The 11,877-nt window shown below is 69.1% G+C and carries 13 protein-coding genes and 2 tRNA genes; 7 read left to right on the top strand and 8 right to left on the bottom strand.

Annotated features, from left to right (window positions below; translation table 11 throughout):
- The first annotated feature begins 169 nt into the window (after positions 1-169).
- The 7 genes from H4F90_RS06265 to H4F90_RS06295 all read left to right on the top strand — a co-directional run bounded on the left by H4F90_RS06265 (position 170) and on the right by H4F90_RS06295 (position 3,776).
- The gene (locus tag H4F90_RS06265; protein ID WP_182662468.1) at positions 170-610 is read left to right on the top strand and encodes an NfeD family protein; all 441 of its coding nucleotides are present in this window, start codon (positions 170-172) and stop codon (positions 608-610) included.
- Positions 611-662: 52 nt separating this feature from the next.
- Entirely contained in the window at positions 663-1,601 is a 939-nt protein-coding gene (locus H4F90_RS06270; RefSeq protein WP_182662470.1) for an SPFH domain-containing protein, read from the top strand.
- Between the two features lie 22 nt (positions 1,602-1,623).
- On the top strand, positions 1,624-2,028 hold the full coding sequence (locus tag H4F90_RS06275; RefSeq protein ID WP_235971966.1) for a DUF2237 family protein: 405 nt from the start codon (positions 1,624-1,626) through the stop codon (positions 2,026-2,028).
- Positions 2,029-2,071: 43 nt separating this feature from the next.
- Positions 2,072-2,162 (top strand) — tRNA-Ser (locus H4F90_RS06280).
- A 110-nt stretch (positions 2,163-2,272) separates the two neighbouring features.
- Positions 2,273-2,464, top strand: a complete 192-nt coding sequence (locus tag H4F90_RS06285) for a hypothetical protein (RefSeq protein ID WP_182662472.1) — start codon at positions 2,273-2,275, stop codon at positions 2,462-2,464.
- Between the two features lie 307 nt (positions 2,465-2,771).
- The gene (locus tag H4F90_RS06290) at positions 2,772-3,644 is read left to right on the top strand and encodes a transglutaminase-like domain-containing protein (protein WP_182662474.1); all 873 of its coding nucleotides are present in this window, start codon (positions 2,772-2,774) and stop codon (positions 3,642-3,644) included.
- Between the two features lie 56 nt (positions 3,645-3,700).
- A tRNA-Thr gene (locus H4F90_RS06295) sits at positions 3,701-3,776 on the top strand.
- A 124-nt stretch (positions 3,777-3,900) separates the two neighbouring features.
- On the opposite strand, the gene coaBC is transcribed toward H4F90_RS06295, so the two are convergent.
- The 8 genes from coaBC to pedF all read right to left on the bottom strand — a co-directional run bounded on the left by coaBC (position 3,901) and on the right by pedF (position 11,591).
- Positions 3,901-5,154, bottom strand: coding sequence for a bifunctional phosphopantothenoylcysteine decarboxylase/phosphopantothenate--cysteine ligase CoaBC (gene coaBC / locus H4F90_RS06300; protein ID WP_182662476.1), 1,254 nt, complete (start codon positions 5,152-5,154; stop codon positions 3,901-3,903).
- 77 nt (positions 5,155-5,231) lie between these two features.
- Positions 5,232-5,531: a hypothetical protein gene (locus tag H4F90_RS06305; RefSeq protein WP_182662478.1), complete on the bottom strand. Its 300-nt coding sequence runs from the start codon at positions 5,529-5,531 to the stop codon at positions 5,232-5,234.
- Between the two features lie 221 nt (positions 5,532-5,752).
- Positions 5,753-6,007: a sulfur carrier protein ThiS gene (gene thiS, locus H4F90_RS06310; RefSeq protein WP_182662480.1), complete on the bottom strand. Its 255-nt coding sequence runs from the start codon at positions 6,005-6,007 to the stop codon at positions 5,753-5,755.
- A gap of 139 nt (positions 6,008-6,146) precedes the next feature.
- On the bottom strand, positions 6,147-7,535 hold the full coding sequence (locus tag H4F90_RS06315) for an NAD(P)/FAD-dependent oxidoreductase (protein WP_182662482.1): 1,389 nt from the start codon (positions 7,533-7,535) through the stop codon (positions 6,147-6,149).
- 134 nt (positions 7,536-7,669) lie between these two features.
- Positions 7,670-9,517 carry an aldehyde ferredoxin oxidoreductase family protein gene (locus tag H4F90_RS06320; protein WP_182662484.1) on the bottom strand — a complete coding sequence of 616 codons (1,848 nt, stop codon included), beginning with the start codon at positions 9,515-9,517 and terminating at the stop codon, positions 7,670-7,672.
- A gap of 13 nt (positions 9,518-9,530) precedes the next feature.
- The gene (locus tag H4F90_RS06325; RefSeq protein ID WP_182662486.1) at positions 9,531-10,001 is read right to left on the bottom strand and encodes a 4Fe-4S dicluster domain-containing protein; all 471 of its coding nucleotides are present in this window, start codon (positions 9,999-10,001) and stop codon (positions 9,531-9,533) included.
- Between the two features lie 214 nt (positions 10,002-10,215).
- Positions 10,216-11,094, bottom strand: a complete 879-nt coding sequence (locus tag H4F90_RS06330) for a transporter substrate-binding domain-containing protein (RefSeq protein ID WP_220486049.1) — start codon at positions 11,092-11,094, stop codon at positions 10,216-10,218.
- The gene (gene pedF, locus H4F90_RS06335; RefSeq protein ID WP_182662490.1) at positions 11,094-11,591 is read right to left on the bottom strand and encodes a cytochrome c-550 PedF; all 498 of its coding nucleotides are present in this window, start codon (positions 11,589-11,591) and stop codon (positions 11,094-11,096) included. Before pedF ends, H4F90_RS06330 begins: the two co-directional genes overlap by 1 nt.
- Between the last annotated feature and the right edge of the window lie 286 nt (positions 11,592-11,877).

Raw genomic sequence — 11,877 nt, forward strand, 5'->3', positions numbered from 1 at the left:
CGGGCGACCCAGCAGGTCAGTGTAGGGGCTGGCCCCCCACGCCCCGTGATGGCGGAGTGACAGACCCGGCCTGCCCCTCTGCCCCGGACCGGCCCCGCGCCGCGGGCCATACTGCGTCCGCAGGCGGCAGGCCCGCCTTGTCCCCCTCCCCCTGAAGGAATCCCCGACCATGGACAGTGGATGGAGCCCGAGCACGGCCTGGTGGGTGCTGGCTGGCGTGCTGGTGATTGCCGAGCTGAGCAGCGGCACCTTTTTCCTGCTGATGTTGGCCCTGGGCGCCGTCGCCGGTGCGCTGGCCGCCCTGCTGGGCCTGGCGCTCAGCGGGCAGTTGCTGGCCGCCGCGGCCACGGGCGGCCTGGCGGTGGCGGGATGGATCCAGGTCCGCAGCCGCCGACCCCGGCCTCCGGCCGCGCAGGACGCCAACATGAACCTCGACCTCGGCAGCCGGGTCGACGTCCCGGCCTGGTCGCCCCAGGGCCTGGCCGAGGTGCAGTACCGCGGCGCGCGCTGGCAGGCCCGGCATGCCGGCCCGGCGGCGCCGCAGCCAGGCTGGCATGTCATCGTCGCCATCGAAGGCAACCGCCTCGTGCTCGAAGCCGCCCAGCCTTGAAGACCCCCGGCCAGCGCCCCCACCGCGCCCGCCCTGCCCCGGAGCCCGCCCCATGGAAGCCATCGCCTTTGTCCTGCTGATCGCCGTCATCGTCTTCGTCAGCCAGTCGCTGCGCATCGTGCCGCAGCAGAACGCCTGGGTCGTCGAGCGGCTCGGGAAGTACCACGCCACGCTCACCCCCGGCCTGAACCTGCTGGTGCCCTTCATCGACCGCCTGGCCTACAAGCATTCGCTCAAGGAGATCCCGCTCGACGTGCCCAGCCAGGTCTGCATCACCCGCGACAACACCCAGCTCACCGTCGACGGCGTGCTCTATTTCCAGGTGACCGACCCGATGCGGGCGAGCTATGGCTCCAGCAACTATGTCGCCGCGATCACCCAGCTGGCCCAGACCACGCTGCGCAGCGTGATCGGCAAGATGGAGCTGGACAAGACCTTCGAGGAGCGCGAGGCCATCAACAGCGCCGTCGTCAGCGCGCTCGACGAAGCCGCGCTGAACTGGGGCGTGAAGGTGCTGCGCTACGAGATCAAGGACCTGACGCCGCCGGCCGAGATCCTGCGCGCGATGCAGCAGCAGATCACGGCCGAGCGCGAGAAGCGGGGCCTGATCGCCGCGTCCGAGGGCCGCAAGCAGGAGCAGATCAACATCGCCACCGGCGAGCGCGAGAGCTTCATCGCCCGCTCCGAAGGCGAGAAGCAGGCCGAGATCAACAAGGCCCAGGGCGAGGCCGCGGCCATTGCGGCCGTCGCCGAGGCCTCGGCCGAAGCCATCCGCAAGATCGCCGCGGCCATCCGCGAGCCCGGCGGCGAGCAGGCGGTGCAGCTCAAGGTGGCCGAGCGCGCGGTCGAGGCCTACGCCCAGCTCGCGCGCACCAACAACACCATGATCGTGCCCGGCAACATGAGCGAAGTGGCCGGCCTGATCGGTACGGCCATGGGCCTGCTCAAGCAGGGGCCGGCCACCGCCCCGCCCCCCGCGGCCCCGCGCTGAGCCCGTCCCCACCTTCCCGCCGATGAGCCAAGCCCCCGAACACGAGGCCCCGATGGCGCTCGCCCGCAATGTGCTGGGCGGCCCGCTGCAGGCCTGCTCCTACGCCCCGCTGACCGGTTACCTGCGCGACGGCTGCTGCCAGGCGCCGCCCGAGGACAGTGGCCGGCACCTGCTCTGCGCCCGTGTGAGTGCCGAATTCCTGGCCTTCTCGCTCGAACGCGGCAACGACCTGATCACCCCGCGGCCGCAGTGGCGCTTCGCCGGCCTCAAGCCCGGCGACCGCTGGTGCCTGTGCGTGCTGCGCTGGAAGGAAGCCTTGCAGGCCGGCTGCGCGCCGCCGGTCGTGCTGGAGGCCACCCACGAACGCGCGCTGGCCTTCGTGACCCTGGCGCAACTGCAAGCCCATGCCCACAAGCCAGTCGGTTAGACTGCGCGGCTTCCCGGGATGGGCGCGGCCCACCCCGGGGCCCGGAGAGATGGATGAGTGGTTTAAGTCGCACGCCTGGAAAGCGTGTGTGGGTTAACAGCCCACCGCGGGTTCGAATCCCGCTCTCTCCGCCACCCCGACCCGCCGCCGACTTCCGGCCCCTGTGAAGTCCGGAAAGCCCCGCCCGCCGGGGCTTTTTTGCGTGCGCGTCCAGGCACTTCCCGATTGCCGCGAGGCCACCACGATGAATCTCTGGGACGAACTCCGCGACGAGATCCGCCAGACCCTCCCCCAGCCGCCTGCGCGCGTCCTGTTCGACAGCGACGAGGAACACCGTCAGGCCATGGGCATGTGGGAGATGCTGGTGGCCCGCCTGATCGGCACGCGTCACGCCGGCCAGGATGTGTTCCGAAGGCACGACGGCACCGCGGCCTGAGGCCCGGACCAGACGCTGTTGCGACCTCGGAACGCCCCGCCGCGGGGCTTGGTGAGCCCAGGGACTACATTTGCGCGTGCCCTTGCCTCGAACCGGCCCATGCCGGCAGCAGGGGCTCTGTCTTCCGAGGGCCGTGGCCGCCGGCCGGCCTGCCCAAGCCGTCTGCAGGTCCGGCCGCCACCCCACCGGCTCGCCGGTGCGCTTGCGGGGCCGCCCTTGAAGCGGGCCCGGCCGACTGGACCCCTTGATCCTTCTTTCCCCCAGCCCGACCCCGGGCAGCCTCGACCGTGTCCGGTCGGGGGTGCGCATGGACCTGCGCGTCGACCTGCGCTACGAGATCGATGCCCACGGTGCCGACTTCATCTTCCACATCCACGCCGCCAACACGGCCTGCCAGACCGTGCTGTCCGAGAGCCTTCGGCTGAGCCAGCCCATCGCACCACGCATGGCCCTGGATCCGGCCACCGGCAACCGCAGCCTTCGGCTGCGCGCGCTGCCGGGCGAGCTGCTGCTGCACTACACGGCGAGTGTCGACATCGAGCACCACCGCGCGGATCCGGCCCAGGTCGGCGAGGTGCCGGTCTGCCGCCTGCCGGCCGAGGCCATCCCCTACCTCTACCCCAGCCGCTACTGCCAGTCCGACCAGCTCACGGCCATGGCCTGCCAGCTCTTCGGCGGGCACTGGCAGGGCCACGGCCGTGTGCAGGCCATCCAGGCCTGGGTGCAGCAGCACATGCGCTTCGCACCGAACACCTCGAATTCGGCCACCTCGGCGCTCGACACCCTGCAGTCACGGGTGGGCGTCTGCCGTGACTTCGCCCATCTGATGATCGCGCTGTGCCGTGCCCTCAACATTCCGGCCCGCTTCGTCACCGGGACCGACTACGGCGCCGATCCCGCCCTGGGCCCGCCGGATTTCCACGCCTACGTGGAGGCCTACCTCGGCGACCGCTGGTACCTCTTCGACCCCTCCGGCACCGCCCTCCCGATGGGTCTGATGCGCCTGGCCACCGGCCGCGATGCCGCGGACGTGGCCTTCGCCACCGTCTTCGGCGGCGTACGCACCCACGCACCGGGCATCCACAGCGAAGCGCGACTGGGCGGCCTGCCCCACCACGTGCTGCCACAGCGGACCCGCGACGCCCTTTCGACCGATGCCGGCCGCAGCCTGCTGGGCTGAGCGTGGCCTGCACCCGACAGTGAGGATGCGAGCCCGGCTATACTCGCGGGCTTGTTGCCGGTGTAGCTCAGTTGGTAGAGCAGCGCATTCGTAATGCGAAGGTCGGGAGTTCGACTCTCTTCACCGGCACCATCTCTCGCAGAAAACCCCCGTCGTCTCCCGGACGACGGGGGTTTTTTCTTGGGCCGGAAACCGGACGGGCCCGTGGCGCGGAGCCGGACGGCTTGCGCCCGGCCAGGGCCCGGCAAGCGCAGGCTCAGGGCTGCAGCCAGGCCGCGCGGCGGCGGGCGATCTCGGCCACGAGGGCGCAGGCCAGCACGCGCTTGTCCGCCCGGGAGCCATCGGCCGGAAGGGGCGCTGCGCCCTGGGCGTCGACCAGCAGGAGGCTGTTATCGTCGTGGCCGAAGGTGGCCGGGCCGAGGTTGCCCACGACCAGCGGGAGCTTCTTGCGGACCAGCTTCTCGCGGGCATGGGCTTCGAGATGCTCGCTCTCGGCGGCAAAGCCGACGCAGAAGGGCGGCGCCGGCAGCGCCGCAACGCGGGCGAGGATGTCCTCGTTCTCGCTGAGCTCCAGCTGCGGCGGCACCTTCTTGCCGTTCTTCTTCAGCTTGTGCGGCGCCAGCGTGGCCGGTCGCCAGTCGGCCACGGCTGCGGTGGCGATGAAGACGCCCTGGGGGCCGAGGGCCTGCGCACGCGGCAGCACGGCCTGCAGCATGTCGTCGGCGGTCTGCACGTCGACGCGCAGCACACCCGCCGGCGTGGGCAGATGGACGGGGCCCGCCACCAGGGTCACGCGTGCCCCCGCCTCGGCCGCGGCACGGGCCAGCGCGAAGCCCATCTTGCCGCTGGATCGGTTGGTCAGGCCGCGCACCGGGTCGATGGGCTCGAAGGTCGGGCCGGCGGTGATCAGCAGCTCGCAGCCGGCCAGCGACTTGGGCCGGAAGTGCGCGATCACCGCGTCAAGCAGGGCCGGGGGTTCCAGCATGCGTCCCTCGCCGGTTTCGCCGCAGGCCTGCGCGCCGTGGTCGGGGCCGAGGATCTCGGCCCCGTCGGCGCGCAGCTGGGCGACGTTGCGCTGGGTGGCCGGATGGCTCCACATCTCGCGGTTCATGGCCGGGGCCAGCAGCAAGGCGCAGCGCTCGCGCGGTCGGGCCAGGGCAGTCAGGCTCAGCAGCTCGTCGGCCCGGCCCTGGGCCAGGCGGGCCATCAGGTCGGCGCTGGCCGGAGCGATCAGCAGGGCCTCGGCCTCACGGCCCAGCGCGATGTGCGGCATGTGATTGGGCGTGGCCTCATCCCAGGCGGTGACATGCACCGGCCGGCCGGAGAGGGCCTGCATCGTCGCGACACCGATGAACTGCTGCGCGGCCTCGCTCATCATCACCGTCACCTCGGCGCCGGCCTTGACGAGCAGGCGCAGCAGCTCGGCGGCCTTGTAGCAGGCCACGCCGCCGGACAGGGCCAACACGAGGCGACGTCCGGCAAGTTCTGCGGGGGCAAGGGGAGCGTTCATCGATGGAGGGCGGGGTCGGTCGCTGGGGACGCGAGCTTAAACCGCGGCGATGGCCGGCCCCCGCTCCGCCGCGCGACTCAGCCCCCGCCGCGCTGCATCCACAGGTCGAAGTGCCGCATGAAGGCCAGACGCGCCGCGTGATCCAGTCCGCTGAAGGCAAAGCGCACCCCCAGCCTCGGCAGGGTCAGCAGGGCAATGCGACGCGGCGGCAGCACGGACCAGCTCAGCCGCAGCTCCCCCGCATCGATCTGCACCTGGGCACGGCCCGGCGCCAGGCTCAGGGCGTGCGACTGCACCGCACCGGGCAGCCAGCCCAGCCATTCGGCCTCGGTGCAGGCCATGTCGCGCTCGAACTGTTCAGGATAGGTGGATTGCATGGGGGAACGCGGAGCTCGGTCGGCTCGTGAGGCTGCCATGGGTCCGCAGGGACCCGGGCATCGTGCTGAGTCGCCCACGACCTCGCGGAGCTCGGTCGGTTCGTGAGGCTGCCATGGGTCCGCAGGGACCCGGGCATCGTGCTGAGTCGCCCACGACCTCGCGGAGCTCGGTCGGTTCGTGAGGCTGCCATGGGTCCGCAGGGACCCATGGCAGTCCCCACTCACCCTCCTGCGATCGGGGGCCAGATGGCGAGGGTGTCGCCGGGCTTCAGGGTGCGGGTCTCACGCTCCTCCGGCGGCACGTAGACGCCGTTGATCAGCACCAGATGCACCAGGCGCATGGGCAGCGCGTAGGGCTCGATGATCTGGGCCAGGGTGGCTCCCTCCGGCACATCGATGCGCACCTGGTTGCTGCGCCGGGCCTCGGGCGGCAGGTGATCGGTCAAGGAGGCGTAGAGCTTGAAGGTGATCTGCATGGCTCGGGCGGGATGGAGCGCGGCGTCCGGAGAGGCAAGCGCAAGCATCGCTGAAAACGAAAACGCCGCGCGGGCCGAACGGACCTGCGCGGCGCTTGAGCGGGGCCGCAGTCGCTGGGCGCACTGCGGGCCTGCATCTTCAATGCGGTCGGGCGGTGGCCCAGGCCGACTGCGCCTGGGCCTGGGCCAGATAGGCCTCCATCAGGCGGGTCGGGTCGGCCTTGAGCTTGGCCTTCCATTCCCCCAGGCGGATGCGGCCCTCGACCAGTCCGCGCATGACGCCGACATGGTCGGTCCAGCCGATGCTGTTGCAGCCCACCAGGCGTTCGCCGGCATCGAACTGGAGGCTCAGCAGCTTGTAGTTGGCCTCGTCGAGCAGTTCGACTTGCTCGCCGCCGGGCACGCCGTCCCAGGCGCCGAAGCTCGCCGAGATCAGGCCCAGGGTATCGAGCACATTGATCTGCGGCACGCGCTTGAGGACGGTGTTGCGGCCCAGCATGTTCATGGCCGCAACATAGGCCTGGTCGGCTGCGTTCGGCTGGATCGCGCTGACGACATGGGCCTTGGTCGCCAGGTCATAGGCGGCCGCGCAATCGCCGGCGGTGTAGACGTCGGGCAGGTTGGTGCGCAGGCGCTCGTCGGCGACGATGCCGCCGTCGATCTTCAGGCCGCTGTCCTTGAGGAAGGCGACATGGGGCTTGACGCCGGTGGCGCTGATGACAAGGTCGACTTCCAGGGTCTGGCCATTGGAGAGCTGGACCTGCATGGGGCCGTCGGCCGGGGCGGGGACGGCCGGGGCGGGTGCCGCGGGGCTGCCGAGGCCGAGAAAGCCCTTGACCTTGTCGAGCAAGCCGCCGGTCTCGGCCGGAGCGGCCGCCGGAACCGCCGCTGCGGCCGGGCGGATGGCCTCGACGCGGGTGCTGGTGAAGACCTGCACGCCCTTCTTCTGGCACCAGGTCTTGATCATGGTGCCGGCGGTCGGCCCCATCATGCGCGGCACCATGCGATCGCCCATCTCGACCACGGTCAGCTTGACGCCGCGCAGGGCCAGGGCTTCCATGATGATGCAGCCGATGAAGCCCGCACCCATCTGCAGCACGCGGGCACCGGGCTGGGCCAGGGCAGCGATCGCGCGGGCGTTCTCCAGCGTCCAGCAAGGATGCACGCCAGGCAGGTCCATGCCGGGGATGGGCGGGCGCACCGGCTGACTGCCGGTGGCGATCAAGAGCTTGTCGTAGCCCAGGATGCTGCCGTTGTCGAGCGTGACGGTCTTGCCCGCGGCGTCGATGCGAACCGCGCGCTGGCGCAGGACCTGGATGTTCTGCTCGCGGAAATTGGCCTCGCTGCGGCGCAGGTAGGTGCCGTCCTCGCCGACCTTGCCGATCAGCAGGTAGGGAATGGCCATGCGCGAGTAGGGCGGCTCGGGCTCGTCGCCGACGATGGTGATGGTGTCGTAGGGCGAGTACTTGCGGATCGTCTCGGCGGCGATCACGCCGGCCGGGCCGGCTCCGAGGATCAGGTGACGCATCGCTCGTCTCCAGGAATCAAGCGTTCAAACAAGACAAAGGGCGGATCAAGTGGCCTTGTCCGCCCTGCCCCGCCCACGCCTTGCGGCGGGCGGTCTCTCAGCCACTGAGGCTGGGGTGCATCAAGCGCCGGGGCTCAGAGGCCGAGCCGGGCGCGGGTCTCGGGCAGCGGACGGCCCTCGGTGTCCCAGCCGCGGATCGCGTAGTACTTCGGCAGCATTTCCGGCAGCTTGTTGACCAGACCGGTGGCCGGGCCGGTCTTGGCCGGCTCGTTCAGCAGGCGCGGCGGCAGGGTGTCGTCCTTGGCGGTGAAGCCCGCCGCGTTGTTGAACTCGCGCTCCATGTTCCAGATGCGCTCACCGATCTCGTTGAGGTTGTCCAGCGTGAACTCCTCGCCGCAGGCCGCCGCGACCTGCGGCTGCACATCGGCCAGGCCCCAGGCGAAGCTGGTGAACACGCAGATGCCGGCCGAGTCGAAGACCGCGGTCGCATCCTGGAAGGCCTTGACCAGCTCGGGCTTGCCGTCAGCGCTCAGGGGATCGGTCTTGACCGGAATGCCCAGCACCTCGGAAGCCACGGTGTAGCTGCGCAGGTGGCAAGCGCCGCGGTTGGAGGTGGCGTAGGTCAGACCCATGCCCTGGATGCCGCGCGAGTCGTAGGCCGGGAACTCCTGGCCCTTCACGCTCATGGACAGCTCGGGATGACCGTACTTCTCGCACAGACGCTTGGAGCCAAGGCCGATCTCCTTGCCGAAGCCGACGCCCTGCGCCGTCATCTCCGTCAGCTTGACCAGCGCCTCGGCCGAACCGAAGGGGGCGTCGATGCCGATCTGCTCCTTGGTCAGCGCTCCGATCTCGTAGAGCTCCATCACGGCACCGATGGTGGCGCCGTAGGAGATCGGGTCCATGCCCTGCTCGTTGCAGAGCGTGTTGCAGTACTGCAGCGCTTCCAGGTCGCTCACGCCGTTGGCATTGCCCAGGGCCCAGGCCGCCTCGTACTCCAGACCGCCGGTCGCACCCCAGTACTGCGGCTTGTTCTGCACCGAGAAATGCGTCTGGTCGATCTTGCTGATGCGACCGCAGGCGATGGTGCAACCGAAGCAGGCCTGGTTGGTGACCAGCTGGGCCTTGCCATCGCTCGCACGGGGCGTGGCCATGGCTTCGGCCGAAATGTCCTTCGCCCCCTCGAACTGCACGTCGCGGTGATTGCGGGTCGGCGAAGCGCCGATCTCGTTGATCACGTTCATCAGCACCTGGGTGCCGTAGGTCGGCAGGCCCTGGCCGGTCACCGCGTTGTCGGCCAGGATCTTCTTCTTCTCGAAGGTGGCCTTCATGAAACCCTTGGGGTCGCGGATGTTGCCGACGCCCTGGGTGCCGCGCACCGCGATGGCCTTGAGGTTTTTGCTGCCCATCACCGCACCGACCCCCGAGCGGCCGGCCGCGCGGTGCAGGTCGTTCACGACGGCGGCGTAGAGCACGCCGTTCTCGCCGGCCAGACCGATGCTGGAAACCCGGACCAGCGGGTCCTGATGCTGCTTCTTGATGATCTCTTCGGTTTCCCAGACCGACTTGCCCCAGAGGTGCGCGGCATCGCGCAGCTCGACGTGGTCATCCTCGATGGACAGGTAGACCGGCTTGGCCGACTTGCCCTCGAAGATCACCATGTCCCAGCCGGCGAACTTGAACTCGGCACCCCAGTAGCCGCCCGAGTTGGAGCAGGCGATGGCGCCGGTCAGCGGGCCCTTGGTGACGACGGTGTAGCGGCCGCCGGTGGAGGCCATGGTGCCGGTCAGCGGACCAGTCGCCCAGATCAGCTTGTTCTCGGGGGACAGCGGATCGACCTTGGGATCGATCTCGCTGATCAGGTATTTGGACGCCAGGCCACGCGAGCCGAGGTAGGCCTTGGCCCACTCCATCTTCAGCGGCTCTCGGCTGATGGCGCCGGTGCTCAGGTTGACGCGGAGGATCTTTCCAGCCCAGGACATTTGCGTGTACTCCTTATGCCGTCTGGTTGCCGAGCTTGTCCGCCCAGGCCTGCATCTTGTTCAGGCCGGTCCAGTTGGCATCGATGTAGGTGATGGCGCCCGTCGGGCAGGCTTCGGCGCAGGCCGGCTCGCCGCCGCACAGGTCGCACTTCTGGACCTTGCCGGTCTCCTGCACGTAGTTGATCGTGCCGAAGGGGCAGGAGATCGTGCAGACCTTGCAGCCCACACAGGTGGTCTCGTTGACGAGCTTGGCGCCCGTCACGGCATCCAGGGTGATGGCCTCCACCGGGCAGGCATGCAGGCACCACGCTTCGTCGCACTGGGTGCAGGTGTAGGGCACCTTGCGGCCGGTGTGGTGGAAATCGAAGACCTTGATGCGCGACTTGCTGGGCGCATAGGTGGCGTAGTTCTCGTAGGAACAGGCCATCTCGCACTGAAGGCAGCCGGTGCACTTCTCCGGGTTGATGTGCAGGGTTTTCTGCATGGCTGGCGGGCTCCGCGGGCTAGGGGGACTGGGCACTGCTTTTTGTCCAAGCAGACCCGAATACTTCAGCAATCCAGTGCATATCTTCAGAGGGCAGACCCCCTGGGCGATAGCAAAGGTTTTCCCTGAGCAGTGCTCCAAGCCGAAGCAGCAAGCCATAAAAAAGGGCTCCCGAAGGAGCCCTTGGTGTCGTGCGCTCGCCGAGACCTGTGCGTCAGACCTTGCGCCAGCTCACGCCGGCCGAGGCGAAGATGGCCTGCAGCTCGCCCTTGTCCGACAAGGTGTTCATCGCCGCCTGCACGGCCTGGGCCAGTGCGGTGGACGACTTCTTGACCGCGCAGCCGATGGCCCAGCCATCCTTCGGTGCACGGGGGGCCGGCAACGGATCGATCACGATGCCGGGCTCCTTGGACAGGACGGATTCGAGCTCGGAGGCCGCACCGGCCACCAGGTCGAATTCACCCGCCTTCATGGCTTGCGCGGCAGCCACGCCATCCGACCAGCGGGTGACGGCCTGGTCGCGGTAGGCCCCGTTGTCGGTGCCCAGCACCAGCCAACCGGCCAGTGACTGGCCAGCGACCGCGATGCGGTGCTTGCCGAAGTCCGACATCTGCTCAAGCTTCGGCACCGCGGCAAGGCGCCGCGCCACCACGACCCGCTCACGGTAGTAGGGCGCGAAGGCCAGCACGCCCGGGTTCTCCTGCATGAGCCGGGTGTCGACCGGCACGTGCAGCATCACATCGGCAGGGCCGAAGCCCATGTAGTGACCCCGGGTGACCATGTGGCGCAGGTCGTCCGACATCTCCTCGTCTGCCTGGAAGGGCATCAGGGAGAGCTTGAAGCCCAGTTCGCGCGCCAGGGCCTGCGCGACCAGGACATCGATGCCCTGGCCCTTCACGTGGAAGGGGGGCAGGTCGTTGTAGACGGCAATCGTCACCAGTCCGCGCTTGCGGATCTGCTCCAGATCACCGGGCTCGGCCTGCGACGCGGTGGCGCCCAGACCCAGCCCGAGGGCCGTGGCAAGCCCGCGCGCCAGCACGCCGCGGCGTGCCGGATTCCGGGGTTCCATCTGCTCGGTGACCGGGGCGTTCATCAGAGCGGCTTCTCGCGACGCGACTCGAGGTAGGACTTGATCGCCCACACGGCTTCCTGCGGCAGGATGCCGTCAAACGGGGGCATGTAGACCGCGCCGTTGCGGACGCGACCCTTCAGCACCGTGGTCACGTAGTACTCGTTGTACTCGATGACGCAGGCCTGCTTCTTCTTCGGGTCGGTCTTGGGGGCGCACTCGGCATCCAGCTTGCGCAGGTCGGGGGCGATGCCGCCGGACACGGCCTCGAGGCCGTGGCAGCGCGCGCAGTTCTGGTTGTAGGCCGAGGAACCGACGCGGATCGCTTCCTTGTTGCCGATGTACGGGTTCTCTTGGCTCCACTTGTCGCCAAGCTTGGGCAGCGAGCTGACGTCAACCGCCTGGGGCGTGACGTCACCGTGCGCAAACACCCCACCCGACACCACGAGGGCAGCGGCACCAACCACGAGGCGCAGAGCATGCGCGGGCTTTTGAATCAGGGAAAACACCAGTGTCTCCATCAAGGTGAGCCAAGAAAACGAAGCGTTTAAACGCTGGGGGAAAGGGGGTGCAAAGCGCATGCCACGAGGCCCGGGGAATCCTCCCCGGCAGGCCCACCGGATCGGTCTCATGGGGCGCCGGTCATCCGAGCGAGGCTTCGCCAAATGGTTCACCCCCCCCGGGCAAATCCGCAGGCGCCGCGCCACTGTTCCAGGTTCAACCAATTCGTGTCCTAGTTGAACAAGCGTTGCACTTCGCCTAGCATGCGCGACCCTCGTGACGCTGACGACGTTGCGACAAGACCGA

The sequence above is a fragment of the Aquariibacter albus genome (genome assembly GCF_014145335.1).
In the GTDB taxonomy this organism is placed as follows: Bacteria; Pseudomonadota; Gammaproteobacteria; order Burkholderiales; family Burkholderiaceae_C; genus Aquariibacter; species Aquariibacter albus.

What these genes read in the sequence shown, in the direction of transcription:
- H4F90_RS06265 (WP_182662468.1), top strand. Translation starts at nt 170, where the DNA reads ATGGACAGTGGATGGAGCCCGAGCACGGCCTGGTGGGTGCTGGCTGGC.
- H4F90_RS06270 (WP_182662470.1), top strand. Translation starts at nt 663, where the DNA reads ATGGAAGCCATCGCCTTTGTCCTGCTGATCGCCGTCATCGTCTTCGTC.
- H4F90_RS06275 (WP_235971966.1), top strand. Translation starts at nt 1,624, where the DNA reads ATGAGCCAAGCCCCCGAACACGAGGCCCCGATGGCGCTCGCCCGCAAT.
- H4F90_RS06285 (WP_182662472.1), top strand. Translation starts at nt 2,273, where the DNA reads ATGAATCTCTGGGACGAACTCCGCGACGAGATCCGCCAGACCCTCCCC.
- H4F90_RS06290 (WP_182662474.1), top strand. Translation starts at nt 2,772, where the DNA reads ATGGACCTGCGCGTCGACCTGCGCTACGAGATCGATGCCCACGGTGCC.
- coaBC (WP_182662476.1), bottom strand. Translation starts at nt 5,154, where the DNA reads ATGAACGCTCCCCTTGCCCCCGCAGAACTTGCCGGACGTCGCCTCGTG.
- H4F90_RS06305 (WP_182662478.1), bottom strand. Translation starts at nt 5,531, where the DNA reads ATGCAATCCACCTATCCTGAACAGTTCGAGCGCGACATGGCCTGCACC.
- thiS (WP_182662480.1), bottom strand. Translation starts at nt 6,007, where the DNA reads ATGCAGATCACCTTCAAGCTCTACGCCTCCTTGACCGATCACCTGCCG.
- H4F90_RS06315 (WP_182662482.1), bottom strand. Translation starts at nt 7,535, where the DNA reads ATGCGTCACCTGATCCTCGGAGCCGGCCCGGCCGGCGTGATCGCCGCC.
- H4F90_RS06320 (WP_182662484.1), bottom strand. Translation starts at nt 9,517, where the DNA reads ATGTCCTGGGCTGGAAAGATCCTCCGCGTCAACCTGAGCACCGGCGCC.
- H4F90_RS06325 (WP_182662486.1), bottom strand. Translation starts at nt 10,001, where the DNA reads ATGCAGAAAACCCTGCACATCAACCCGGAGAAGTGCACCGGCTGCCTT.
- H4F90_RS06330 (WP_220486049.1), bottom strand. Translation starts at nt 11,094, where the DNA reads ATGAACGCCCCGGTCACCGAGCAGATGGAACCCCGGAATCCGGCACGC.
- pedF (WP_182662490.1), bottom strand. Translation starts at nt 11,591, where the DNA reads ATGGAGACACTGGTGTTTTCCCTGATTCAAAAGCCCGCGCATGCTCTG.